Raw genomic sequence first — 21,650 nt, 5'->3', positions numbered from 1 at the left:
GGGGTGGATCAACCATCCCGCGAGCAGAGGCGACACATGGCAGACGCGGATTTCGACGGTTTCGGCGGCGGCGTTTCCACAGATGGAGTTGGCCGGGCGGCCAACGTTCAACGATACATCAACATGGCGGGGGCGGCAGCCTCGGTCGCCTTGGTGATCGGGCTGGGGTATTGGGGTTACAGCCTTGCGATGCGCGACGTGCGCGGCGTGCCGGTCGTGCAGGCACTGGATGGCCCGATGCGGGTGGCCCCGGAAAACCCCGGTGGCGAGGTTGTGGACAATCAGGGCTTGTCGGTGAACGAAGTGGCGGCGATCGGCACGGCTGCACCGGTTGCCGACCGGCTGGTGCTGGCACCGCGCCCGGTGGAGCTGGAGCTGGAGGATGCGGCGGGGCTGGCGGGCCAGCCCGTTCCAGATGCACTGCCAGTCTCGGCTGCGGGGGCGGACCCGGACGTGGCGCTGGCGGCGGACCCGGTGGTGGAAAGCGCGGACCCGACCGAAATCGCGGTGGCCGCCGCGCTGGCCGAGGCGCTGGCCGAAGAGCCGATGACCGAGCCGGAGGTGGCGCCCGAACTTGACCCCGACCTGACGGCGGATGTGGCGCTGGAAGGCACGATCACCCGGTCGCTGCGCCCGGTGGCCCGACCGGGCCGCGACGGGGTGGTTGCGGTGGGCGCCGAGGCGGCGCCTGCGACTGAGGTCGGTGCCGCAGTGGCCCCCGTCGAGATGGACGCAGCCAGCATCGCGCCCGGCACGCGGCTGGTGCAGTTCGGCGCGTATGACACGGTGGACGAGGCGAAGGCCGAATGGTCGCGCCTGCAAGGGCGGTTCGGCGATCTTATGGCGCAAAAGGCGATGGTGGTGCAGGCGGCCGAAAGCGGCGGGCGCACGTTCTTTCGTCTGCGCGCGCATGGCTTTGAGGACGAAGCCGACGCGCGGCGGTTCTGCGCGGCCTTTGTCGCGGAAGAGGCGGCCTGCATTCCGGTTGCGCAGAGATGAGCGGGGCGCCCGGTGCTGCGATCCTTGGCTGCGCCGGGCTTGCGCTGAGCGCCGACGAGGTGGCGTTTTTCCGCGAGGCGGACCCGTTCGGGTTCATTCTTTTTGCGCGCAACATCGACAGCCCCGATCAGGTGCGGCAGCTGACGGCTGCCTTGCGCGAGGCGGTCGGGCGGGATGCCCCGGTGCTGATCGACCAGGAGGGCGGTCGGGTGCAGCGGATGCGCGCGCCACATTGGCGCGAGTGGGCGCCGCCGCTGGAAACGGTTCAGGCGGCGCGGTCGGTTGAGGCTGCGGCGCGGACCATGCGACTGCGGGCCGAGGTGATCGCGGCGGAATTGCGGGCGGTCGGGGTGGACGCGAATTGCGCGCCGGTCGCGGATGTGGCGTCGGAGGTGACGCATCCGTTCCTGCGCAACCGATGCTATGGGACGGACCCGGCGGTGGTGGCCACAGTGGCGCGCGCGGTGGCGGACGGGTTTCTGGCGGGGGGTGTGATCCCGGTCGTGAAGCATCTGCCGGGGCATGGGCGAAGCCACGTGGACACTCACCTTGATCTGCCGACGGTGACGGCCAGCCGGGAAGAGTTGCGGGCGGTGGACTTCGCTCCGTTCCGGGCCTTGGCCGACTTGCCGATGGCGATGACGGCGCATCTGGTGTTTTCCGCCTATGACGCGGAGCGGCCAGCGACGCAAAGCCCGGTGATGATCGACGTGATCCGGCGCGAGATCGGGTTTGACGGGCTGTTGATGACCGACGATCTGAACATGGAGGCGCTGCAGGGCACCTTGGCCGAGCGCACGGCGCGGTCGATCGCGGCGGGGGTGGATGTGGCGTTGCAGTGCAATGGTCACATGGACGAGATGGAGGCGGTTGTTGCGGCCGCTGGCCGGATGGGCCCCGAGGCGTGGCGGCGGGGGCAGGCAGCGCTGGCCGCGCGGCGCGATGTGGTGGCGGATGTGCCGGCGCTGATGGCGGAGTTGGCCGATGGCTGACGACTGGGACCAGCCGGAGCGGCTGCCACCGGGCGAGCGGTTGGCAGCGGAAGCGCTGATCGTCGATGTCGACGGGTTCGAGGGTCCGCTCGACCTGCTGTTGACGCTGAGCCGGACGCAGAAGGTGGATCTGCGGCGGGTGTCGGTTCTGCAATTGGCCGAACAGTATCTGGGCTTCGTAGAGCGGGCGCAGTCTTTGCGGATCGAGCTTGCGGCGGATTATCTGGTGATGGCGGCGTGGCTGGCGTTCCTGAAATCACGGTTGCTTTTGCCGCCTGATCCGACCGACGAGGGGCCGTCGGCGGAAGATCTGGCGGCGCATCTGGCGTTTCAGCTGGAGCGGTTGGCGGCGATGCGCGAGGCTGCGGCACGGCTGATGGGGCGCGACCAGCTGGGCCGTGATTTCTTTGCGCGCGGCGTGCCGGAAGATGTGACGCACCACAAGGTGGTCAGCTATACGGCGACGCTTCTTGATCTGATGCGAGCCTATGCGCGGATCAGGACGAAGGACGAGTTCCGGCCCTTTGTGATGGACCGTGAGCATGTGTTCACGATGGAGCAGGCGCTGGAGCGGATGCGGGGGCTGATCGGCTATGCGGGCGAGTGGGCGGACCTGACGACCTTTCTGCCCGAGGGGTGGACTGCGACGCCGATGGCGCGGCGGTCGGCGGTGGCGGCGCATTTTGCCGCCGTGCTGGAACTGGCCAAGCGCGGGCAGGTCACGCTGCGGCAGGGCGACAGCTTTGCGCCGATCCAGTTGCGCCGGAGGGAGCCATGATGGAGGACGAGGCCAGCCTTTTCGAGGCGCCACCGATGGGCGAGCAGGAGCGGATGGTGGAAGCCATCCTGTTTGCGATGGCCGAGCCGGTGACGCTGGCTGAACTGTCGGCGCGGTTGCCGCATGGCGCGGACCCGGCCGAGGCGCTGGTGCATCTGCGCAAGCGCTATGAGGGGCGGGGGGTCCATCTGGTGAAGGTTGGGGACGCCTACGCGTTTCGCACCGCACCGGACCTTGGCCAATTGATGCGGCGTGAATCGGTCGAGACGCGCAAGCTGAGCCGTGCCGCGATCGAGACGCTTGCGATTGTCGCCTATCACCAGCCGGTGACGCGGGCCGAGATCGAGGAGATTCGCGGCGTGGCGGTCAGCCGGGGGACAGTGGACCAGCTTCTGGAACTGGACTGGATCAGGCTTGGGCGGCGGCGGATGACGCCGGGCCGGCCAGTGACCTTTGTGGTGACGGAGCATTTCCTGGACCACTTCGGCCTTGAATCGGCGCGCGATCTGCCGGGGCTGAAGGAATTGCGGGCAGCGGGACTTCTGGACAACCGGACTGCGCCGGGGCTTTCCTTGCCGGGGGATGACGAGGACGAAGCTACGACGGGGCAGAGCGAACTATTCGAGGATTGAAACGATGGACTGGAACCGGTTGATCGGGATGCTGACGCGGATGTTCATCACGACCGCGGTGGACACGGGCGTGAAGTATGCTGCTGGCAAGGGCAAGCCCGAGGCTGAGATGACGCCCGAGGAGCGTGATCAGGCGCGGCGGGCGAAGGATCTGTCGAACAAGGCGCAGGAGGTGGCGAAGGTCACGCGCCGGCTGTGGCGGTAGTTCTGCGCTGACGGTGCGCCCCCACCCCAGCCCTCCCCCGCGAGGGGGGGAGGGAGGCGCGCGGTGGCGGGCGGTGGTGCCTTAGGGCAGGCGGCAGAGCCGAAGGTGTGAGTATTTCTGAAAAGAGCAGATCCGGCGCGCGGGGCCGGGGTCAGACCTTGAATTGCTTGGCGAGTTTCAGGCCCTGGCCCTGGTAGTTTGATGCGATGCCAGCGCCGTAGAGGGTTTCGGGGCGGGCGCTCATCCGCTCGTAGACGAGGCGGCCGACGACCTGACCGTGTTCGAGGACGAAGGGTGCTTCGTGGCAGCGCACTTCCAGCACGCCACGCGAGCCTGCACCACCGGCGGCGGCGTAGCCGAAGCCGGGGTCGAAGAAGCCGGCGTAATGCACGCGAAATTCTCCCACCATCGCAAGGTAAGGCGCCATTTCGGCGGCGTAGTCGGGCGGGATCGTCACCGCCTCGCGGCTGACGAGGATGTAGAAGGCACCGGGATCGAGGATGATGCGGCCATCGCTGGTGTGCAGGGCCTCCCAGAATTCAGGGACGGGGTAGTGGCCGATGCGGTCGAGGTCAATCACGCCGGCATGGGGCTTGGCGCGGTAGCCGACGAGATCGCCGCTGGCGGGGCGGAGGTCGACGGAAAAGCCGAGGCCTTCGGAGATCACCGCATCGCCCGAGACGAGGGGTTCGGCGGCGTGGAGTGCGGTCAGGTCGGCGTCGGAGAGGACGGCGTGGCCGTGGCGGAAACGAATCTGGTTCAGGCGTTGGCCGGGGCGGACGAGAACGGAGAAGCTGCGCGGGCAGACCTCGGCGTAAAGCGGGCCTTGGTAGCCTTCGGGGATGCGGTCAAACTCGATGCCACCGTCGGTGATGGTGCGGGTAAGAAGGTCGAGCCGGCCTGTGGAGCTTTTGGCGTTGGCAACGGCGGTGAGGCCGGGAGGGAGAGCGAGGCGTTCGGCGAGCGGGATGACGTAGACGCAATTCTTTTCCAGCACCGCGCCGCCGGCGAGATCGACCTTGTGCATGGTAAATTCTGCCAGCCGGTCTTCGACGGTGCGGCCCTTGCCGGTGAGGAACGAGGCGCGGACGCGGTAGGCCACACTGCCGAGGCGCAGATCGAGGCTGGCGGGTTGCAGCTGTGCTTCCAGAACGGGTGGGTTGGCCGCGATGGCGCCGGTGGCGATGAGGTCGCGCAGGGCTTGGGCAGGCAGCACACCGGGGGTCATCATGGGCCTTTGATCCTTGGATACGAAACCGCCCGCGCTACCGTATGGCAGGCGGGCGGCTTTGCAATGGTCGGGCCGGAGAGATTCGAACTCTCGACCTCCCGCCCCCCAGACGGACGCGCTAACCAGGCTGCGCTACGGCCCGACACGGGGCGATACATACCGGTTTTCCGGGCCGGGGCAAGCAGGAAAGCACACACGCCGCCTTAGCCCTGACCGCCTTCGATGCGGTCGGCAAGCTTTGTGCGCAAGATGATGAGCTGGCGGGCGAATCCGGCGATGGTGCCACGTTTGGCGGTGAGGCTGCCGCGGGGCAAGTGCCTGATCTTGCTGGCGAAACTTTGGCTGTCGTCAATCGGGGCCGGACGCGGTGCTGGTGGCGCGGCGGGTGGTTCTGCGGCGTGCTGCGGGGGTTCAGCCGGTTTGGGGGCCGGTGTCGGGAACGGCAGCACGGTTTGCTGGCCCGGCGCGTCGGCTGCATCTTCGTCGGCCTCGTCCTCGGCCTCGTCGTCGGTGGCACCGAGATATTGCGCCAGCACGCTTTCGTCGATCACGTCCTCGGGCGTGCTCTGGTCATCGGTCAGTCCTGCGACGTGGCGCACGCCCTGTTCGCGCAGAATCTTCTGCACGCCGCGGATGGTAAGGCCTTCGTCATGCAACAGCCGCTTGATGCCGGTGAGCAGGGCAACATCGGACGGGCGGTAGTAGCGCCGCCCGCCGGCCCGCTTGACCGGCCGGATCTGCGGAAAGCGGCTTTCCCAGAAGCGCAGCACATGTGCCGGCGTGTCGAGCACGTCGGAGACTTCGCTGATCGTGCGGAAGGCGTCAGGCGACTTGTCCATCCGCTAGCCTTCCCTTCAGCGTTTCTTGCCGGCCGCCACGCGATCTTTCATCAGATGCGAGGGGCGGAAAGTCAGCACGCGGCGGGGGCTGATTGGAACTTCGTCGCCGGTTTTCGGGTTGCGTCCGACGCGGGCGGATTTGGAGCGGACCGAGAAGGTGCCGAAGGAGGAAATCTTGACCGTCTCGCCAGAGGCGAGGGCGTCGGACATGTGTTGCAGCACGGATTCAACGAGGCTGGCGGATTCGTTGCGGCTTAGGCCGACCTCGCGGAACACGGCTTCGCTGAGATCCATCCGTGTCAAAGTCTTCTCGCTCATCACTTCCCCCCCGGGTGTTATTTTCCGGCAGGATGCGGCGGATGGATTTACGAGTCAATATCAACCACTTGGGGCGCGTGTTTAAAGGCCTTTACCAGCGGATGACGACGGAGCCCCAGGCGAGGCCACCGCCGATCGCCTCGGTCACCAGAAGGTCGCCCTGCTTGATCTGGCCCCGGTCGCGGCCGACGGAGAGGGCGAGGGGGATCGAGGCAGCAGAGGTGTTGCCGTGGTCTTGCACGGTGACGACGACGCGGTCCATCGGCACCTGCATCCGCTTGGCGGTGCCTTCGATGATGCGGATGTTGGCCTGATGTGGCACGATCCAGTCGACATCTTCGGGCGTGAGGCCAGCCTTGTCGAGTGCCGTATGGGCGGTTTCGGCAAGCTTTTCAATGGCATGTCGGAAGACTTCCTTGCCTTCCATCACCAGATGACCGGTGGTGCCGGTGGAGACGCCGCCATTGACGTAGAGAAGGTCGCGGTAGCGGCCGTCGGAGTTGAGGTCGGTCGAAAGGATGCCGCGATCGGCGGAGGTGCCGGGGCTTTCGGTAGCCTCGAGGATAAGCGCACCGGCGCCGTCACCGAAGAGGACGCAGGTGGAACGGTCGTTCCAGTTCATCAGGCGGCTGAAGGTTTCGGCACCGATGACGAGGACGCGTTTCGCCTGGCCCGACAGGATCAGGGCGTTGGCGTTGGTCAGGGCGTAGACGAATCCGGCGCAGACGGCCTGCACGTCGAAGGCAAAGCCGCGCGTCATGCCGAGCGCGGCCTGCACCATCGTGGCGGCGGCCGGGAAGGTGAGGTCAGGGGTGGAGGTCGCGAGGATGATCGCGTCGATGTCGTCAGCCTGCAGGCCCGCGTCGGCGAGGGCAGCCTTGGCGGCGCGGGTCGCAAGATCGGAGGTGCCCTGACCTTCGGCGGCGAAGTGGCGGCGTTCGATGCCAGAGCGCGAGCGGATCCATTCGTCAGAGGTGTCGACGATGGCTTCAAATTCCGAATTCGGGACCAAGCGGTCTGGCAGGTAGTGCCCGACGCCCTTGACTACGGCGCGTATCGTCATGTGGATGGACTGCTCCCCGGCCCGGCGTCTGCGGGTCTTTCCTTTGCCGCATCCTGCCCCGCACGTTCGGCAGATGCAACCCGCGCGGCCAGCCGTTCGATGAAGCGCGAGCGGGCGAGTTGGTGGGCAAGGCCAATGGCGGCAGAGATGCCGGTCGCGTCGGCGGAGCCGTGCGATTTGACCACGGTGCCGTTCAGGCCAAGGAAAACGCCACCGTTGACGCGCCGGGGGTCCATGCGTTTTTGCAACCGTTTCAGGGAGTTCATGGCAAGGAGGGCGGCAAACTTTGACAGGATGCCCGCGCCGAACGCTTCGCGCATGAAGTCGGAAATCAGTTTGGCGGTGCCTTCGCCGGTCTTGAGGGCGACGTTGCCGGTGAAGCCGTCGGTCACGATGACGTCAACCCGGTCAGAGGGCAAATCGACGCCTTCGACGAAGCCGACATAGTCGAACGCGCCTGCCTCGGCGGTGGTGGCCATGCGGTCATGCGCCTCTTTCAACTCGGCGCGGCCCTTGTGTTCTTCGGTGCCGACATTCAGGAGGCCGACGCGCGGGCGGGTAAGGCCAAGACCGTTGCGGGCGTAGGACGCGCCCATCGTGGCGTATTGCAGCAGATCATCCGCCTCGGCCTTCACGTCGGCGCCGACATCCAGCATGACGTTGAAACCGCCGGGATTGCGCGATGGCCAGAGGCAGGCGATGGCGGGACGGTTGACGCCGGGCAGTTTGCGCAGGCGGATCATCGACACCGCCATCAGCGCGCCGGTATTGCCGCAAGAGACGGCGGCCTGAGCTTCGCCAGAGCGGACGCTTTCGATGGTCGACCACATCGACGTGCCTTCGCCGTGGCGCATGACCTGAGCGGGCTTGTCATCCATCGTCACCGCGCGGGGCGCATGGCGCAGCACGACATGGCCGGTGAGTTCAGGATGACGCGCAAGAAGCGGTGCAAGCACCGCCTCGTCGCCGTGCAGAACGACGGCGATATCCGGAATCCGGGCAACGGTTTCCGAAAGGCCTGCGACAACTGCCGCCGGACCCCGGTCACCCCCCATTGCATCTACCGAAATGACGATGCGCTCAGCAGCAGAGGTTGGCGGAGTGTCAAGTCCGTTGGCCATCGGAGCGCGGATGCGTCGGGTGCGGCTTACGCCGCATCCTCATCGAGATCCACGTCCTTGGCCATCGCCACGACTTCGCGGGCGTCATAGTGACCGCACGAAGCGCAAACATGATGCGGGCGCTTCAGTTCGCCGCAATTGGAGCATTCGTTCGGATTGGCAGCCACGAGCGAGTCATGGGCGCGGCGCATGTTGCGCTTGGATTTCGTGGTGCGGTTCTGCGGGACAGCCATGTCACAACCTCTGGCAGTGGGGACAGGCCCCGGATTTCCTTTGCAAAACAACGTGTCGGGTGTGCCTTTGGCAATAGCCGACAGATGCTGTTTCACAGCTTAATGAGGCGCGGAACATACTCGGATTTGCCGGGCGCGCAAGTCCCTTTTCGCAACTGCGGCAGCGGCGGCTCAACCGTCCTTCGGGCCCTTGTCGGCCAGCTTTTCCGCAAGCCCCGCCAGACCGGCAAAAGGTTTGAGATCGGCGTCGGTCAGGGGGGCTGTGCCAGGCTCTGCATGGACGACCTGACCGAGGGTGGCACCGGGGGCGCGGGGGTAAAGCGGCAGCGCCAGCGCCATGGCTTCGGTCACCACCTCGTCAAGATCGATCACCTCGGGCATCGGTTCGGTGGTGTCATCCTCGGGCATTTCCACCTCGTCGCCCTCGGGCGTGGGCAGGCCTGCGACGTAGCGGCGGCGGACCTCTTCGGAAATCCGGGCCGGCACGGGGGCGAGGGTCACGACGCAGGCCTGATCGACCGAGGCGGTGAGCGTGCCGGTCAGCGTCATCTCATCGCGTCCCGAGGGCGCAATGGAGCCGGTAAAGGTCAGCGACTTGATGCCAAGAAGGTCGAGGGTGCGGGCGAGGTTGGCGCGCGCCTCGGCATCGGGGACGTAGGTGAAGTGGGTGGGCTTGCGCGGGCTGAGACCGCCGGTGCGAAAGCGGGTCGGTCTGGTGGTTGGTGCATCTGACATGTCGGCGACCTTTCGCGGCTGTCGGGCGGTTGGCGTGACCGGGCGACGTTCCATTCTTGAATAGTGGGCTGTCCTTCTGTTATCCCGAAGTCCAAGGGTTTTGAAGAACCCGCGTCTTCAGCCGGTCTCTTATTGCCATGCGCGTGCGTGGACGGGGGTGGGCCGGCGACCTGACATGAGGCACGAGGGCAAGTATGGCAGTTTTTCCCCAAGCGCGGTCGGTTCTGACGGCCTGCCGGGCGCAGGGTCTTGGCCTTGTCGTGGTGGCGTTGATCGCCGCGTGTTCGCCGGTTTACCGCAATCACGGCTATGTGCCGGCCGAGGACGAGCTTGCCACGGTCGAAGTGGGCGTCGACACCCGCGATACCGTGGAGCAGAAGATCGGGCGGCCATCGACCTCTGGCTTGTTGAACGACGAAGGCTGGTTTTACGTGCAAAGCCGCTACAAACTGGTGGGCCCGCGCGAGCCACAGGAAGTGGACCGGCAGGTGCTTGTCGTGAACTTTGCCGAGAACGGCACCGTGTCGAACATCGGCCGCTTCGGGCTGGAGGAAGGCCGCGTGGTGGAACTTTCGCGCCGGGTGACCGAGACGAACATCAAGGGCGTCAGCTTCATCGGCCAGCTTTTGGGCAGCTTCGGGCGGCTCCGGGCCGAGGATGTCGCGGGGTAAGCGTCAGGCCTCGGGCTCGAAGCGCAGGGCCACGCCGTTCATGCAGTAGCGCAGGCCGGTTGGCGCGGGGCCGTCGGGAAAGACGTGGCCTAGGTGGGCGTCGCAGCGGTTGCAGTGCACCTCGGTGCGGCGCATGAACCACGAGTTGTCGGACTGTTCGCCGACCATTTGAGGGCTGAGCGGGGCATAGAACGACGGCCAGCCGGTGCCTGAGTCAAACTTGGTCGATTGGTCGAACAGCGGCGCGTCGCAGCAGATGCAGCGGTATGTGCCGGGGTCTTTCGGAAAGTCGTCGTGGGTGAAGGCGCGTTCGGTGCCGTGCTTGCGGGTCACCTTGAAGGCGAGGTCGGACAGTTGAGACTGCCATTCGGCGTCGGATTTGACGATCTTGTCCATGATGTGCTCCGCTTTGGGGGCGCTGCCTTGCATGGGCGGCGCGGTTCTGGGAACATTTAGGCGGCGGGGAACGCCGTGCCAAGGCCGCTGTCGCGGCGAGGACAGAAACGTGATCGCACTGGAACGCGGGCGGTATCGGGCGCGGATGGCTGACGGGCCGCTGGACATGGACGCGGTTCTGGCGCTGCGGGGCAGGGTGTTCCGGGGCGGGCTGGTGCCGGACGGTGACGCGTTTGACACCCTGTGCAGCCATCTGATGATCGAAGAAGTGTCGGGCGGTCTGGTCGCGACCGGACGGATGATGGTGCTGAGCGGGGCCGAGGTCGTGGCGGGTTATGCCGCGCAGTTCTACGATCTGGGCCCTCTGACGGTCTGGCCGGGGAAGATGCTGGAACTGGGGCGGTTTGCGCTGGACCCCGGCTGGCACGACCCTGACATCCTGCGGCTGGCCTGGGCGGCACTGGCGCGGGTGGTGACGGAGCGGGACGTGGGGCTGCTGTTCGGCTGCACCTCGTTCAAGGGGGCGGCACCTGAGGCGCATCTGAACGCGCTGGCACTGCTGGCCGAGCGGCATGTCGGACCGGCGCAGTGGCGGCCCCATGCGAAGGGTGAGGTGTTCCCCTTTGCCGAGGTGCTGGCGGGGCATCCGGTGGCGACCGAGACCGCGCTGGCCGAGATGCCGACGCTGCTGCGCAGTTACTTGCAACTTGGCGGTTGGGTCAGCGACCACGCGGTCGCTGACGCCGATCTTGACACGCTGCACGTCTTTACCGCCGTCGAAGTCGCGCGCATTCCGCCGGGGCGGTTGCGCGCGTTGACGGCGCTGGCCGGGTTTTAGCGCGACTTGCGCCCGCCGCGACGGCCTGATGTGGCCTGAGTTGCGGCGGCGGATGCTTCGGCGAAGGTCATGCCGGCTTCGACAGCTTCGAGCACCTTGGCGAAGCGGATCCATTCGCCGCCGTTCGCGTCGTGGTTCATCAGGAAGTTGGCGGCGCGGATTGCCTCCATTTCCTGCTGGCGGACGGGGTTCATGATCGCGGAAGTCATGCCAGCGCCAATGGCCATCGGCAGGAAGGCGCCGTTGATGCCGTGGCGGTGGGGCAGGCCGAAGGAGATGTTGGAGGCGCCGCAAGTGGTATTGACGCCAAGCTCGTCGCGCAGGCGGCGCACGAGGGTAAAGACCTGCTGGCCCGCGCTGCCCATCGCGCCGACCGGCATGACAAGGGGATCGACCACGATGTCATGCGCCGGGATGCCGAAATCTGCTGCGCGTTCGACGATTTTTTTGGCGACGGCGAAGCGCACGTCCGGGTCTTCGGAAATGCCGGTATCGTCGTTCGAGATGGCGACGACCGGGACGTTGTATTTCTTGACCAAGGGCAGGACGAGTTCCAGCCGGTGTTCCTCGCCCGTGACGGAGTTCAGGAGCGGTCGGCCTTCGCAGGCCATCAGGCCAGCCTCAAGCGCGCCGGGGACCGAGGAGTCGATGCACAAAGGCACGTCGACGGTTTGCTGGATGATCTCGATCAGCGCCTTCATCAGCGGGGGTTCGACGAAGTTGTTGTCGGCATAGCGCGGGTCGGTCGCCATCTTGTTGGTGAAGACCGCGCCGGAGTTCACGTCGAGGACGGTGGCACCACAGGCAACCTGTTCCAACGCGTCCCTGATGACGGTTTCGAAATTGCCCGCCTCAAGTTCCGCCGCAAGCTTCTTGCGGCCGGTCGGGTTGATGCGTTCGCCGATCACGCAGAACGGTTCGTCAAAACCGATGATCACGGTTTTCGTTTTGGATTCAATAACTGTACGGGTCATTGTTGAACTTTTCCTCAGGCGTTTGCGGATGCGGGCACGCCAGAGGCGCCGCCGTTTTCGGTGACCCAGGCGGCGTTGGTCTTGATGCCGCCGAGGGGGAAGAAGTGGACCTGTTCGATCCCGAAACCAGGGTTCGCGGCCTTGTGTGCCGCAAGGCCGGACAGGATCTCGGTCGGCTCGTAGGGCAGCAGGAGTTTCGTCACGTCCATCGCGCGCTTTTGCAGCACGCGGAGCGACGGGCCGACGCCGCAGGCGATGGCGAACTTGATCAGGGTTTGCAGTTTGGCGGGGCCAGCGATGCCGATGTGGACGGGTAGATTGATGCTTTCGGCGGTCAGACGGTTTACCCAGGCGATCACGGGGTCGGCCTCGAAGCAGAACTGCGTCGCCATTGCCATCTTGGCGTCGGTGCGTTCGGCGAAGGCCGATTTCCAACGCGCGGCTTCCATCACCATGCGGTCTGACCCATCGGGGTCGATGTCCTTGTTGCCTTCGGGGTGGCCGGCGACATGCAGGCGGTCAAAGCCATCGAACGCGCCTGAGTCCAGTAGCTGCATGGAGGTTGCGTAGTCTCCGACCGGCTGCGCGACGCCACCCGCAAGGAGAAGGCCCTGACGGACGCCCACATCCTTGTAGCGCGCGACCCAGTCGGTGAGCGTGGCCTTGTCCTTGATGATGCGGGCCGGGAAGTGCGGCATCACGTCATAGCCTTCGGCACCGATGCGCTTGGCGGTAGCGACCATGTCTTCGATCGGCGTGCCCTCGATGTGGGCGATGTAGACGCGGGTGCCGGTGGGCAGGAGGTCGCGAAAGTTTTCGACCTTTTCGGCGGTGCGGGGCATCACCTCGATAGAGTAGCCTTTCAGGAAGGCTTCAAGCGGCTGGGCAGTGGGCGCGGGCTCTTGCCGGCGGAAGTTGAACAAGGCCATCACGGTCTCCCTCAGGGTCATCGGTTGAACTGGGATCAGGCTTTCGCCCAGCCCTCTGCATCAATCAGCGCCTTGAGGCGCGCGGTGTCGAATTCGGCTTCCAGCCGCGCGGCTTCGGAGCGGGCGATGTCGTCCGGGTCACCTTCCAGATCGTGGATCACGGCCTTGCGCCATTCGGCGAGGTAGCTGTCGGTGTCGCGCGCGCCGATCTTCATGGCACAGCGGTCGATGGCCTGCTCGAACCGTTCGGTAAGCTGCACCTTGGAGCCTTTGCGGCCCTTTCCGACGATGACCTGGGCCGGGATGTCGCGCCAGTAAACGACTGTGACTTCGGCCATGATCGCATGATTCCCTTGCGTTGGTTCTGTCCGTTGATAGCGGCAATCGCCGACAGGCGATGTCGGTTTTCGACATGGCACAGCGAGGATGCGACCCCGCCGAACCAATGACCGACCCTTACACCGCCAAGCGCGCAATTGCGACCGTGCGGGGATGGAAAATTGTGCATGGAGATCATGCTATAGGGCGATGTGCGACAGCGCGTCCCGCATCGCGCCTTGCGTGACCTTGGTATCCGCATTACCTTCGGGGCAACCACATATGGAGGGCGGTAATGACGCCCCTGCGTCCCCTAAGGGCGGACGCGACCGACGCGATGGAAGGTCTGCCCGAGGGCGGGCCTCTCGTTGAGGAGCCATCTGCCCTTGCAGAGCCGGGGTCGGCGCCGCTTTATGCTGCGCTGGACCTTGGAACGAACAGTTGCAGGATGCTGATTGCCCAGCCACGGGGCAGTCAGTTTTCGGTCGTCGACAGCTTTTCCAAGACCGTTCAGCTTGGCGCAGGCTTGGAAGCCTCGGGTCGGTTGAGCCGGTCGTCGATGAATCGGACGATCCAGGCGCTGCGGGTCTGCGAGAAAAAGCTGGAAAAGCACAATGTTCGCCGGATGCGGCTGGTGGCGACCGAGGCGTGCCGGCGCGCGCGCAACGCCAAGGATTTCATCCGGCAGGTGCGGCGCGAAACGGGATTGCAGCTGGAGATCATCGCGCCCGAAGAAGAGGCGCGGCTGGCGGTGATTTCCTGCGCACCCTTGGTCAACACCAGGACCGAGCAGCTTTTGGTGGTGGATATCGGTGGCGGATCGACGGAACTGGTGTGGATCGACCTGTCGTCGGTGCCGCCAGAGGAACGGCCGCGCGCGATCATGCGGCTGCACATGGGGTTCGATGCGCAGGGCGAGGGGGCAGTTGCGCGTGTGGTGGACTGGATCTCGGTGCCCTTGGGGGTGGCGACGCTGAAGGACCAGTTCGGTGACGTCGAGGATGACGCGGCGCGGTTCGCGCTGATGAGCTGGTTCTTTGAGGAGAACCTGTCGAGCTTCAGCCCTTACAACGCGCATAACCCGCGCGCCGGTTTTCAGATTATCGGGACCAGCGGCACGGTGACGACGGTGGCCGCCAGTTTCCTTGGCCTTCGCCGCTATGACCGGACAAAGGTCGACGGGTTGCAGATGACCTCTGACCAGATCGACTTCGTTATCCGGGAGTATCTTTCGTTGGGCCCCGAGGGGCGGCGCAACGATCCCCGGATCGGGCGGGACCGGCATGCGCTGATCATGTCGGGCGCGGCGATCCTGCAGGCCTTGATGCGGATCTGGCCGACCGACCGGTTGAGCGTGGCGGACCGGGGGCTGCGCGAGGGGTTGCTTTACGCACAGATGAGCCTTGATGGCATTTTGGAAGACGGGCCTTACACATGACCGAAAAACCGACGTCAGGGCGGGGACAGCGCGACCTTCGGGTGCGGGTGAAGACGGCGAAGGGGCGAAAGCTTTCCTCGACGCTTTGGCTGGAGCGCCAGTTGAACGACCCTTACGTGATCCGTGCCAAGAAAGAGGGGTATCGGGGCAGGGCTGCCTACAAGATATCCGAACTGGATGACAAATACGGGTTCCTGAAGCCGGGAGCGCGGGTGGTGGACCTTGGCTGTGCGCCGGGCGGGTGGTGTCAGATTGCGGTCGCGCGGGTGAATGCGCTGGGGGATCGCAAGGGCAAGCCGGTCGGCACGGTGCTTGGGGTCGACCTGCAGGAGGTGGAACCGATCGCAGGAGCCGAGTTGCACCAGCTGGATTTCCTGGCCGACGATGCCGAGGAAAAGGTGAAGGGCTGGCTGGGCGGGCGGGCCGATGTGGTGATGAGCGACATGGCGGCAGCGGCCAGCGGTCACAAAGCGACCGACCACCTGCGCATCGTGGCGCTGGTCGAGGCGGCGCTAGCCTTTGCGTTCGACGTGCTGGAGGACGGCGGCACGTTTGTGGCCAAGGTTCTGGCGGGTGGGGCCGAGGCGGAAATGCAGACGCTTCTGAAGCGCAACTTCACCAAGGTGGCGAACGTGAAGCCGCTGGCGAGCCGTGCCGACAGTTCCGAGAAGTTCGTTGTGGCGATGGGGTTCCGGGGCCGAAAGGAGCCGGACGAGGAATGAAAAAGGCGCCCGAAGGCGCCCTGTTTCCAGAAAAGTCTAACGATCAGCCGCCCCAGCTGCGGACCGGCCCGCAATCCATGTGGACGAAGTTGGAGCGAGAGTACTTGCCTACGCCGCCCGCCGAGCATGCCGCGGCAGCCTTGGCCATCTGACCGACCGAGCGGGATTTCAGCCGCAGGTCAGCCGCCTGACCCTTCATGTGCAGCGAGTTCTTTGCCACGCCCCGCGATTTGGACCGCAGCATCGCGTTGGTCGCCGGGCAACGGTAGCCTGACAGCAGCATGTAGGGTTCGCTGACATCCATCAGGCGGTGCGATGCCGCCATGATGTCGACCGTGCGAGCGTCGATCTTGATCGAGTCGTTCGACCGCCAGTCGCGCATGAAGTAATTGATTTCCTTAAGAACCTCGGGGATGTACTCGCCTTCGATCCAGTAGATGGTATCAAGCGATTCACCGGTACGGCCCGAGTACATCCTGATCCGCCGAATGTCGCCCGCACCTTTGAGAATGCCGAAAGCGTTCGAGTAGGTGGGCGCGGCGATCAAGGCCGTCGCTGCGAAAACGCCAAGCAGCCCACGCCGCGTGACACCGGAAGTCGTGAATTCGGTCATTCTGAACGCCTGTCCCCGTAGCTGTCTTTGACTGCTTGTCGTGCAGCTTTGCGACTTTTCCCCAAGTGCAAAATCTATATTGCACAAGTCGAATCGAAGCCCAAGCGCAGATTGCCCGACCTGTGGCCAGACAACCGCAGATAGGCAAATTATTGCTTAACATGCCGGATTTCTGCGCATTGTGACGGGAATGCATCGCCAGCGACCAGGACTGTTCGGCGCGTCGCAACAATCCCGAGGCACGGATCCGGCTTCGCGCGCTTTGTGAATGGACAGTGCCGGTGATTTCACAGCATCCTGAACGACACACCGATCCGTCTTTTCAACCGAGGCTCTGATGACCGTTTCCGATTGCCGAACCGCAAAGGTTTGGACTGCTTTTTCTGCGTTGTTCCTTTCGGTAGCGGTCATTTGTGCAGGTCCGGTCGGCGCCCAGACCACGGCGTTTTCGCAGTCTCTGGCAACCGCCGCTGCCGCGGACGAGACAGTGGCGGAATGGTATCGCAGCACCGGCTATGACACGCTTTGGACCGGGGCGGACGATGCAGCGCGCCGCGCGGCGTTTCTGGCAGCGATCGAGCGGGCGCCGGACCACGGCTTGCCGGTGCAACGCTATGATGCGGGTGCGCTGATAGCGGCGATCAGATCGGCGGAGACTGAAGCCGACCGAGGCCGTCTGGAAGTGGCACTGACGCGGGCTTACGTCGACTGGGCGCATGACCTTACCTCGGGTGTGCTGGAGCCGAAGAAGGTCGACCCCAGCATCCTGCGCGAGATCACGCGCGAGGACCCGCAGGTTTTGCTGGCGCGTCTGGCATCGGGCGATGCGGCGGCGGTGCTGGCCGATCTGGAGCCGAAATCGGCGTTCTACCTGAGCCTGATGAAGGCCAAAATCGCGCTGGAGGCCGATATCGCGGCGGGCGGCTGGGGTGGCGGGCCGGTGACGGGGCCGCTGGAGCCGGGTTCGACCGGGCCCGAAGTGGTGGCGTTGCGCGACCGGCTGATCGCGATGGGGTATCTGGCGGCCAATGCCAGCCAGACCTATGATCGCAGCTTGCAGGCGGCGGTGCAGGAGTTCCAGCTGAACCACGGGCTGAATGCCGATGGCGTTGCCGGTGAAAGCACGGTTGCCGAAATCAACGTCGGACCCGAGGCGCGGCTTCGGTCCGTGGTCGTAGCGATGGAACGCGAACGCTGGATGGATATCGACCGTTCGGTGCGCCACATCTGGGTGAACCAGCCGGAGTTTACCGCCCGCATCATCGACCACGGCAAGACAGTGTTCCGCACGCGAGTGGTGATCGGAAAGAACGTTCCCGACCAGCGCAGCCCCGAATTTTCGGATATGATGGAACATATGGTCATCAACCCGTCCTGGGGGGTGCCACGGTCGATCACGGTGAAGGAATATCTGCCGCTGTTGCAGCGCAATCCCAATGCCGTGGGGCATCTGCAGGTGCTGGACAGCCGGGGACGTGTGGTGCCGCGCGGGGCGGTGAATTTTGCGGCCTACAACGCGCGCAACTTTCCTTACGGGCTGCGCCAGCCGCCGTCGGACGGCAATGCGCTGGGGCTGGTGAAGTTCATGTTTCCGAACCCCTACAACATCTATCTGCATGATACGCCGTCGAAATCCCTATTCGACCATGAGGTGCGTGCTTACAGTCACGGGTGCATCCGGGTGGCTGATCCGTTCGACTTGGCCTATGCGCTTTTGTCGATGCAGACCGCAACGCCGGAGGCTGATTTCGACGCGGCGTTGAAAACCGGGCGCGAGACCGTGGTCAAGCTAGACCAACCGGTACCGGTGCATCTGGTTTATTTCACCGCTTTCCCGACCGCGAAGGGCAAGATGGCCTATGCCCGTGACGTTTACGGGCGGGATGCGGCGCTTTACGAGGCGCTGGTTGCGGCCGGGGTGGTCTTGGGCGGCGTATAGCGGTAATCCTGCCGCCGGAGAAATTCCCGCAGGACTGGTCATGGCCCATACGATCCGCGAAATTGCCACGGCGCTTGGCGCCGAAGCCGAGGGGGACCTTGACCTCGTCGTGCTGCGCGTCAGTGAACCGCAGACGGCGGGGCCGGGCGATCTGGCGCTGGCGATTGACCCGCGTTACGGCGAGGGCATCGCCAAGGGTGCAGCCGAGGTGGCGCTGTTGTGGCCGGGGGCCGACTGGCAGGCGATGGGCCTGCGCGCGGTGATCTTTGCGCCGCGCGGGCGGTTCGCGATGTCGGGGCTGACGCGACTGATGGACCCGGGGCCGGGAATTGCGCCGGGCGTGCATACGATGAGCGTGATCGACCCGACCGCGACCATCGGCGAGGGCGCGGCCATCGGGCCTTTCGTCAGCATCGCGGCGGGGGTCAGCATCGGGCCGGGCGCGCGGATTGCGGCTCATGTTTCGATCGGGGCGGGGACGCGGATCGGGGGCGACGCGCTGATCCTTGACGGCGCGCGGATCGGGGCGCGGGTCACCATCGGCGAGCGGTTCATCTGTCACCCGAACGCGGTGATCGGATCGGACGGGTTTTCCTTTGTCACGCCAGAGAAATCGGGGGTGGAGGAGGTGCGCGAGACGCTGGGCTCGCGTGCGGCGGTGGTGGCGCAAAGCTGGCAACGGATCCATTCGCTGGGCGGTGTGACCATAGGTGATGACGTTGAGATCGGAGCCAACTGTTGCATCGACCGTGGCACGATCCGCGACACGGTGATCGGATCGGGGACAAAGCTGGATAACATGGTGCATGTCGCACACAACGTGGAGATCGGGAAAGACTGCCTGTTGTGCGGGCAAGTGGGTATCGCCGGATCGACGCGGATCGGGGACCGGGTGGTGCTGGGCGGGCAAGCAGGCGTGGGGGACAATCTTTTCGTCGGCAATGACGTGATCGCCGGGGGCGCCACCAAGATCATGACGAATGCGCCGGCAGGTCGGGTGCTGCTGGGCTATCCGGCGATCAAGATGGACACCCATGTCGATATCCAGAAGGCACTGCGCCGCCTGCCGCGACTGGCGCTGCGGGTGGCGGCGCTGGAACGGAAGGCCGGAGGCGAAGGGCCGGGAGACGAAGAATGACGGCAGAAGTCGAAACGGCGGTGATTGGCATTCTGGCGCGTCAGGCGCTGTTGCCGGAGGCGGCGGTGCCGCTGGATGCGCGGCTTGAGGAGATCGGTCTGGACAGCCTGGGGATGGCGGAGGCGCTTTTTGCGCTGGAGGAGCGTTTCGACATTTCGATCCCGTTCAACGCCAATGTACCGGACGCCGCCCAGTTCGACATGACGTCGGTGCAAAGCGTTGTGCAGGCCGTGGAACGGTTGATCGCCCACAAGGCGGCATGAGGCGGGTTGTCATCACCGGCGCGGGCACGGTGAACGCTCTGGCGCGCGATGTGGCCGGAACGATCGCTGCGTTTCGCGCCGGGGTTTGCGGGATCGGCGCGCTGAATTTCCGTGATGTCGAGCGTTTGTCGGTGCGGGTCGGGGCCGCGGTGGTGGACTGGCCGCCCGAGGATACGTTCGAGCGGTCGGTGTTGCCGCTTTATGACCGCTTTACCCAGTTCGCCGTCGCTGCCGGGCGCGAGGCGATGCAGAGCGCCGGGCTGGACGGCGGCCTTGGTCCGCGGGCGGGCTGCATCATGGGCAGCGCCGCCGGTGGGATCAGCACATGGGAAGACAGCTATCGTGCAGTGTTTGCAGACGGGCGCAATCGGGTTTCGCCCTTGGTGGTGCCACGACTGATGCACAACGCGGCGGCATCGCACCTGTCGATGCTGCACGGTTTGCAGGGGCCGGTGTTCACCGTGGCCTCGGCCTGCGCCAGTTCCAACCACGCGATGGGGCTTGCGATGCAGTTGATCCGGAGCGGTGCGGCGGATGTGATGCTGACTGGCGGATCGGAGGCGATGCTGTGCTTTGGCGGGATCAAGGCGTGGGAGGGGCTGCGCGTCCTGTCGCCCGATGCCTGCCGGCCGTTTTCGGCGGACCGGACCGGGTTGGTGATGGGCGAGGGTGCCGCCGTGCTGGTGTTCGAGGCTGAAGATCATGCGCGCGCACGCGGCGCGAAGGTGCTGGCCGAGGTTGCCGGGTTCGGCATGACGTCGGACGCGGGCGATATCGTGGCGCCGTCGGTCGATGGTGCGGCGCGCGCGATACGGGCTGCGCTGGAGGATGCGGGAATGGCGGCCAGCGACGTCGGATATGTCAACGCCCACGGCACCGGAACGGCGGCGAATGACCGGACCGAGACGGCGGCCTTGCGCCACGTGTTCGGTGACCGCATGCCGCCGGTGTCTTCGACCAAGGCGATGCATGGTCACGCCATTGGTGCCACCGGCGCGATCGAGATCATCGCTTGCCTGATGGCGCTGAACGAGGGGGTTCTGCCGCCGACCATCGGCTATCGCCAGCCTGACCCCGACTGCGCCATCGACGTAGTTGCCAATGTCGCGCGCGCCGCGCGGGTGGAGGCGGTGTTGAGCAATGCCTTTGCCTTCGGCGGGTTGAACGCGGTCCTGGCGCTGCGCCGCGCGGAATGACAAATGCCGGCCCAGGGGGCCGGCATTTGATCATGCGGGTTGTTTTATGTCAGTCGTTCGCAGGGGCTGCTTCTGCCGGGGCCGCTTTTTCCGGGGCTGCCGCGGCGGCAGCCGCATCGGCGGCATCGTTCGCGGCGTTGACGGCATCGAAGCCTGCGGTGAAGCCCTTCAGAGAGGCGGTCAGCACGACTTTCTGGTCAGGTGCCACGAAGGGCACGATGGTGATGACGGCATTGGCGCCCTGCTTCATCTGGGCGACCTCTTCGGCGGTGAAGCCAAGGCGGGCGACGCAGCCAAGGGCCGCGCAGAAGGTGAAGGGGTACGCCTTCGGCTTTGCGGTGTCGATCTGCAGGGCCATGCCGGCGGTCAGCAAGGTTTCCAGCGGGGCGATGAAAGTGGCGCCCGCGACGGCCGGTCCACCGGTGTCTTTCGGAAGGCCAAACAGGGTAAGTTCGGCGACCGAGTTCCCCTCGCCGTCTTTCAACAGCATGTAAAGCTGGCATGGGTCGATGCCGGATTTGCTGCGCACGCAGCGCTGTTCCCACGCCTCGAACTTCGCCGCGGTATAGGTGGAGCCGACGCCGTCGCCGCCAACTTCGGCACCCATCGACAATCCGTCCGTGCTGGGGGCGTCGGCGGTGGCTGCGGGCGCCGGTTCCGCGGGCGCGGCGGCGTCTTGCGCCGCAAGCGGCAAGGCCGCGAGGGAGAAGAGGAGGGCAAGCGTGGTAAGCTTAGTCTTGGCCATGACAGGCAGTTCCTTTGGACGAATTTTGACGGTCGCAACACAGGTTCGCCGCGTCTCTAGCACGCAGGCGGGCCCAAGTCAGGTGACAAAAGCGGGAACGGCGCGGTTCTGCCAAATTGCCAGCAGACAAAGGAAAAGGGCCGGAAGACCGGCCCTTTCATATGCTTTGTTATTTGCTCCCTGTCGGACTGGCCGACTTCGTAGAACGGGACGGTAAGGTGCTTTCACGCAGGCGTCAACGGGAATCTCGCGTTGCATTTCGGGGGCCTTGGCGAAAAAAAGCCGCGCCTTTTCAAGGGCGCGGCCAGTCGACAGGGAGGAAGT

At 65.4% G+C, this 21,650-nt stretch carries 26 protein-coding genes and 1 tRNA gene; 13 read left to right on the top strand and 14 right to left on the bottom strand.

The window, feature by feature from the left end; all coding sequences use genetic code 11:
• The first annotated feature begins 36 nt into the window (after positions 1-36).
• From ACROUL_RS12185 to ACROUL_RS12165, 5 genes are read left to right on the top strand one after another with little or no spacing between them, the layout of a single operon-like run.
• Positions 37-999 (top strand): SPOR domain-containing protein, encoded by a 963-nt coding sequence (locus ACROUL_RS12185; RefSeq protein ID WP_431299739.1) that lies wholly within the window; start codon positions 37-39, stop codon positions 997-999.
• Positions 996-1,991, top strand: a complete 996-nt coding sequence (gene nagZ, locus ACROUL_RS12180; RefSeq protein WP_431299738.1) for a beta-N-acetylhexosaminidase — start codon at positions 996-998, stop codon at positions 1,989-1,991. The genes ACROUL_RS12185 and nagZ overlap by 4 nt, the downstream gene beginning before the upstream one ends.
• Complete coding sequence (locus ACROUL_RS12175) at positions 1,984-2,769, top strand: segregation and condensation protein A (RefSeq protein ID WP_431299737.1); 786 nt, start codon at positions 1,984-1,986, stop codon at positions 2,767-2,769. Before nagZ ends, ACROUL_RS12175 begins: the two co-directional genes overlap by 8 nt.
• Complete coding sequence (scpB, locus tag ACROUL_RS12170) at positions 2,766-3,401, top strand: SMC-Scp complex subunit ScpB (RefSeq protein WP_431299736.1); 636 nt, start codon at positions 2,766-2,768, stop codon at positions 3,399-3,401. The genes ACROUL_RS12175 and scpB overlap by 4 nt, the downstream gene beginning before the upstream one ends.
• Before the next feature lie 4 nt (positions 3,402-3,405).
• Positions 3,406-3,606: a hypothetical protein gene (locus ACROUL_RS12165; RefSeq protein ID WP_431299735.1), complete on the top strand. Its 201-nt coding sequence runs from the start codon at positions 3,406-3,408 to the stop codon at positions 3,604-3,606.
• Between the two features lie 151 nt (positions 3,607-3,757).
• Here the strand turns inward: ACROUL_RS12165 and ACROUL_RS12160 are convergent, their stop codons facing one another.
• From ACROUL_RS12160 to ACROUL_RS12125, 8 genes are all read right to left on the bottom strand, one after another.
• Positions 3,758-4,837 (bottom strand): 2'-deoxycytidine 5'-triphosphate deaminase, encoded by a 1,080-nt coding sequence (locus ACROUL_RS12160; protein ID WP_431299734.1) that lies wholly within the window; start codon positions 4,835-4,837, stop codon positions 3,758-3,760.
• A gap of 64 nt (positions 4,838-4,901) precedes the next feature.
• A tRNA-Pro gene (locus tag ACROUL_RS12155) sits at positions 4,902-4,979 on the bottom strand.
• Positions 4,980-5,040: 61 nt separating this feature from the next.
• Positions 5,041-5,676: a MerR family transcriptional regulator gene (locus tag ACROUL_RS12150; RefSeq protein WP_431299733.1), complete on the bottom strand. Its 636-nt coding sequence runs from the start codon at positions 5,674-5,676 to the stop codon at positions 5,041-5,043.
• Positions 5,677-5,691: 15 nt separating this feature from the next.
• The gene (ihfA, locus tag ACROUL_RS12145; protein WP_431299732.1) at positions 5,692-5,994 is read right to left on the bottom strand and encodes an integration host factor subunit alpha; all 303 of its coding nucleotides are present in this window, start codon (positions 5,992-5,994) and stop codon (positions 5,692-5,694) included.
• A gap of 91 nt (positions 5,995-6,085) precedes the next feature.
• Positions 6,086-7,057 carry a beta-ketoacyl-ACP synthase III gene (locus tag ACROUL_RS12140; protein ID WP_431299731.1) on the bottom strand — a complete coding sequence of 324 codons (972 nt, stop codon included), beginning with the start codon at positions 7,055-7,057 and terminating at the stop codon, positions 6,086-6,088.
• Positions 7,054-8,178, bottom strand: a complete 1,125-nt coding sequence (gene plsX, locus ACROUL_RS12135) for a phosphate acyltransferase PlsX (RefSeq protein WP_431299730.1) — start codon at positions 8,176-8,178, stop codon at positions 7,054-7,056. Before plsX ends, ACROUL_RS12140 begins: the two co-directional genes overlap by 4 nt.
• Positions 8,179-8,204: 26 nt before the next feature.
• Positions 8,205-8,411 carry a 50S ribosomal protein L32 gene (rpmF, locus tag ACROUL_RS12130; RefSeq protein WP_305568750.1) on the bottom strand — a complete coding sequence of 69 codons (207 nt, stop codon included), beginning with the start codon at positions 8,409-8,411 and terminating at the stop codon, positions 8,205-8,207.
• Between the two features lie 171 nt (positions 8,412-8,582).
• The gene (locus ACROUL_RS12125) at positions 8,583-9,146 is read right to left on the bottom strand and encodes a YceD family protein (protein WP_431299729.1); all 564 of its coding nucleotides are present in this window, start codon (positions 9,144-9,146) and stop codon (positions 8,583-8,585) included.
• Positions 9,147-9,340: 194 nt separating this feature from the next.
• Between ACROUL_RS12125 and ACROUL_RS12120 the strand changes: the two genes are divergently transcribed.
• Positions 9,341-9,817 carry an outer membrane protein assembly factor BamE gene (locus ACROUL_RS12120; protein ID WP_431299728.1) on the top strand — a complete coding sequence of 159 codons (477 nt, stop codon included), beginning with the start codon at positions 9,341-9,343 and terminating at the stop codon, positions 9,815-9,817.
• Between the two features lie 3 nt (positions 9,818-9,820).
• On the opposite strand, the gene msrB is transcribed toward ACROUL_RS12120, so the two are convergent.
• Entirely contained in the window at positions 9,821-10,213 is a 393-nt protein-coding gene (gene msrB, locus ACROUL_RS12115) for a peptide-methionine (R)-S-oxide reductase MsrB (RefSeq protein WP_431299727.1), read from the bottom strand.
• Between the two features lie 109 nt (positions 10,214-10,322).
• On the opposite strand from msrB, the gene ACROUL_RS12110 reads away from it, so the two are divergent.
• A complete protein-coding gene (locus ACROUL_RS12110; protein WP_431299726.1) occupies positions 10,323-11,051 on the top strand; it encodes a GNAT family N-acetyltransferase in 729 nt (242 codons plus the stop codon).
• On the opposite strand, the gene ACROUL_RS12105 is transcribed toward ACROUL_RS12110, so the two are convergent.
• Genes ACROUL_RS12105 through ACROUL_RS12095 form a run of 3 tightly spaced genes read right to left on the bottom strand, consistent with a single transcriptional unit; the run spans position 11,048 to position 13,292 of the window.
• Positions 11,048-12,025 (bottom strand): methyltetrahydrofolate cobalamin methyltransferase, encoded by a 978-nt coding sequence (locus ACROUL_RS12105; protein WP_431299725.1) that lies wholly within the window; start codon positions 12,023-12,025, stop codon positions 11,048-11,050. The two genes, ACROUL_RS12110 and ACROUL_RS12105, sit on opposite strands and share 4 nt — an antisense overlap.
• Before the next feature lie 14 nt (positions 12,026-12,039).
• Positions 12,040-12,954, bottom strand: a complete 915-nt coding sequence (locus ACROUL_RS12100; RefSeq protein ID WP_431299724.1) for a methylenetetrahydrofolate reductase — start codon at positions 12,952-12,954, stop codon at positions 12,040-12,042.
• A gap of 35 nt (positions 12,955-12,989) precedes the next feature.
• Positions 12,990-13,292, bottom strand: coding sequence for a virulence factor (locus ACROUL_RS12095; RefSeq protein ID WP_305568744.1), 303 nt, complete (start codon positions 13,290-13,292; stop codon positions 12,990-12,992).
• 275 nt (positions 13,293-13,567) lie between these two features.
• On the opposite strand from ACROUL_RS12095, the gene ACROUL_RS12090 reads away from it, so the two are divergent.
• Both ACROUL_RS12090 and ACROUL_RS12085 read left to right on the top strand, forming a co-directional pair.
• Complete coding sequence (locus tag ACROUL_RS12090) at positions 13,568-14,710, top strand: Ppx/GppA phosphatase family protein (RefSeq protein WP_431299723.1); 1,143 nt, start codon at positions 13,568-13,570, stop codon at positions 14,708-14,710.
• Positions 14,707-15,432, top strand: coding sequence for an RlmE family RNA methyltransferase (locus ACROUL_RS12085; RefSeq protein WP_431299722.1), 726 nt, complete (start codon positions 14,707-14,709; stop codon positions 15,430-15,432). The genes ACROUL_RS12090 and ACROUL_RS12085 overlap by 4 nt, the downstream gene beginning before the upstream one ends.
• A 43-nt stretch (positions 15,433-15,475) precedes the next feature.
• Here the strand turns inward: ACROUL_RS12085 and ACROUL_RS12080 are convergent, their stop codons facing one another.
• Positions 15,476-16,045, bottom strand: coding sequence for a YcbK family protein (locus tag ACROUL_RS12080; RefSeq protein ID WP_431299721.1), 570 nt, complete (start codon positions 16,043-16,045; stop codon positions 15,476-15,478).
• Between the two features lie 337 nt (positions 16,046-16,382).
• On the opposite strand from ACROUL_RS12080, the gene ACROUL_RS12075 reads away from it, so the two are divergent.
• Genes ACROUL_RS12075 through ACROUL_RS12060 form a run of 4 tightly spaced genes read left to right on the top strand, consistent with a single transcriptional unit; the run spans position 16,383 to position 20,581 of the window.
• Positions 16,383-17,984, top strand: coding sequence for a L,D-transpeptidase family protein (locus ACROUL_RS12075; protein ID WP_431299720.1), 1,602 nt, complete (start codon positions 16,383-16,385; stop codon positions 17,982-17,984).
• A gap of 40 nt (positions 17,985-18,024) precedes the next feature.
• Positions 18,025-19,122: a UDP-3-O-(3-hydroxymyristoyl)glucosamine N-acyltransferase gene (locus tag ACROUL_RS12070; RefSeq protein WP_431299719.1), complete on the top strand. Its 1,098-nt coding sequence runs from the start codon at positions 18,025-18,027 to the stop codon at positions 19,120-19,122.
• Positions 19,119-19,385 (top strand): acyl carrier protein, encoded by a 267-nt coding sequence (locus ACROUL_RS12065; RefSeq protein WP_431299718.1) that lies wholly within the window; start codon positions 19,119-19,121, stop codon positions 19,383-19,385. Before ACROUL_RS12070 ends, ACROUL_RS12065 begins: the two co-directional genes overlap by 4 nt.
• Positions 19,382-20,581, top strand: a complete 1,200-nt coding sequence (locus ACROUL_RS12060) for a beta-ketoacyl-[acyl-carrier-protein] synthase family protein (RefSeq protein ID WP_431299717.1) — start codon at positions 19,382-19,384, stop codon at positions 20,579-20,581. Before ACROUL_RS12065 ends, ACROUL_RS12060 begins: the two co-directional genes overlap by 4 nt.
• Before the next feature lie 49 nt (positions 20,582-20,630).
• Here ACROUL_RS12060 and ACROUL_RS12055 read toward each other — a convergent pair whose 3' ends face one another.
• Positions 20,631-21,326 carry an invasion associated locus B family protein gene (locus ACROUL_RS12055; RefSeq protein ID WP_431299716.1) on the bottom strand — a complete coding sequence of 232 codons (696 nt, stop codon included), beginning with the start codon at positions 21,324-21,326 and terminating at the stop codon, positions 20,631-20,633.
• Between the last annotated feature and the right edge of the window lie 324 nt (positions 21,327-21,650).

This window comes from Tabrizicola sp. BL-A-41-H6, assembly GCF_050632395.1.
GTDB lineage: Bacteria > Pseudomonadota > Alphaproteobacteria > Rhodobacterales > Rhodobacteraceae > JAUYQR01.
Note: the sequence above shows the minus strand (reverse complement) of the source record. Positions and strands in the feature narration are given on the sequence as shown.

Bases quoted from the DNA above. Each gene is read 5' to 3' on its own strand.
- ACROUL_RS12185 (WP_431299739.1), top strand. From the start codon at position 37: ATGGCAGACGCGGATTTCGACGGTTTCGGCGGCGGCGTTTCCACAGAT.
- nagZ (WP_431299738.1), top strand. From the start codon at position 996: ATGAGCGGGGCGCCCGGTGCTGCGATCCTTGGCTGCGCCGGGCTTGCG.
- ACROUL_RS12175 (WP_431299737.1), top strand. From the start codon at position 1,984: ATGGCTGACGACTGGGACCAGCCGGAGCGGCTGCCACCGGGCGAGCGG.
- scpB (WP_431299736.1), top strand. From the start codon at position 2,766: ATGATGGAGGACGAGGCCAGCCTTTTCGAGGCGCCACCGATGGGCGAG.
- ACROUL_RS12165 (WP_431299735.1), top strand. From the start codon at position 3,406: ATGGACTGGAACCGGTTGATCGGGATGCTGACGCGGATGTTCATCACG.
- ACROUL_RS12160 (WP_431299734.1), bottom strand. From the start codon at position 4,837: ATGATGACCCCCGGTGTGCTGCCTGCCCAAGCCCTGCGCGACCTCATC.
- ACROUL_RS12150 (WP_431299733.1), bottom strand. From the start codon at position 5,676: ATGGACAAGTCGCCTGACGCCTTCCGCACGATCAGCGAAGTCTCCGAC.
- ihfA (WP_431299732.1), bottom strand. From the start codon at position 5,994: ATGAGCGAGAAGACTTTGACACGGATGGATCTCAGCGAAGCCGTGTTC.
- ACROUL_RS12140 (WP_431299731.1), bottom strand. From the start codon at position 7,057: ATGACGATACGCGCCGTAGTCAAGGGCGTCGGGCACTACCTGCCAGAC.
- plsX (WP_431299730.1), bottom strand. From the start codon at position 8,178: ATGGCCAACGGACTTGACACTCCGCCAACCTCTGCTGCTGAGCGCATC.
- rpmF (WP_305568750.1), bottom strand. From the start codon at position 8,411: ATGGCTGTCCCGCAGAACCGCACCACGAAATCCAAGCGCAACATGCGC.
- ACROUL_RS12125 (WP_431299729.1), bottom strand. From the start codon at position 9,146: ATGTCAGATGCACCAACCACCAGACCGACCCGCTTTCGCACCGGCGGT.
- ACROUL_RS12120 (WP_431299728.1), top strand. From the start codon at position 9,341: ATGGCAGTTTTTCCCCAAGCGCGGTCGGTTCTGACGGCCTGCCGGGCG.
- msrB (WP_431299727.1), bottom strand. From the start codon at position 10,213: ATGGACAAGATCGTCAAATCCGACGCCGAATGGCAGTCTCAACTGTCC.
- ACROUL_RS12105 (WP_431299725.1), bottom strand. From the start codon at position 12,025: ATGACCCGTACAGTTATTGAATCCAAAACGAAAACCGTGATCATCGGT.
- ACROUL_RS12100 (WP_431299724.1), bottom strand. From the start codon at position 12,954: ATGGCCTTGTTCAACTTCCGCCGGCAAGAGCCCGCGCCCACTGCCCAG.
- ACROUL_RS12095 (WP_305568744.1), bottom strand. From the start codon at position 13,292: ATGGCCGAAGTCACAGTCGTTTACTGGCGCGACATCCCGGCCCAGGTC.
- ACROUL_RS12090 (WP_431299723.1), top strand. From the start codon at position 13,568: ATGACGCCCCTGCGTCCCCTAAGGGCGGACGCGACCGACGCGATGGAA.
- ACROUL_RS12085 (WP_431299722.1), top strand. From the start codon at position 14,707: ATGACCGAAAAACCGACGTCAGGGCGGGGACAGCGCGACCTTCGGGTG.
- ACROUL_RS12080 (WP_431299721.1), bottom strand. From the start codon at position 16,045: ATGACCGAATTCACGACTTCCGGTGTCACGCGGCGTGGGCTGCTTGGC.
- ACROUL_RS12075 (WP_431299720.1), top strand. From the start codon at position 16,383: ATGACCGTTTCCGATTGCCGAACCGCAAAGGTTTGGACTGCTTTTTCT.
- ACROUL_RS12070 (WP_431299719.1), top strand. From the start codon at position 18,025: ATGGCCCATACGATCCGCGAAATTGCCACGGCGCTTGGCGCCGAAGCC.
- ACROUL_RS12065 (WP_431299718.1), top strand. From the start codon at position 19,119: ATGACGGCAGAAGTCGAAACGGCGGTGATTGGCATTCTGGCGCGTCAG.
- ACROUL_RS12060 (WP_431299717.1), top strand. From the start codon at position 19,382: ATGAGGCGGGTTGTCATCACCGGCGCGGGCACGGTGAACGCTCTGGCG.
- ACROUL_RS12055 (WP_431299716.1), bottom strand. From the start codon at position 21,326: ATGGCCAAGACTAAGCTTACCACGCTTGCCCTCCTCTTCTCCCTCGCG.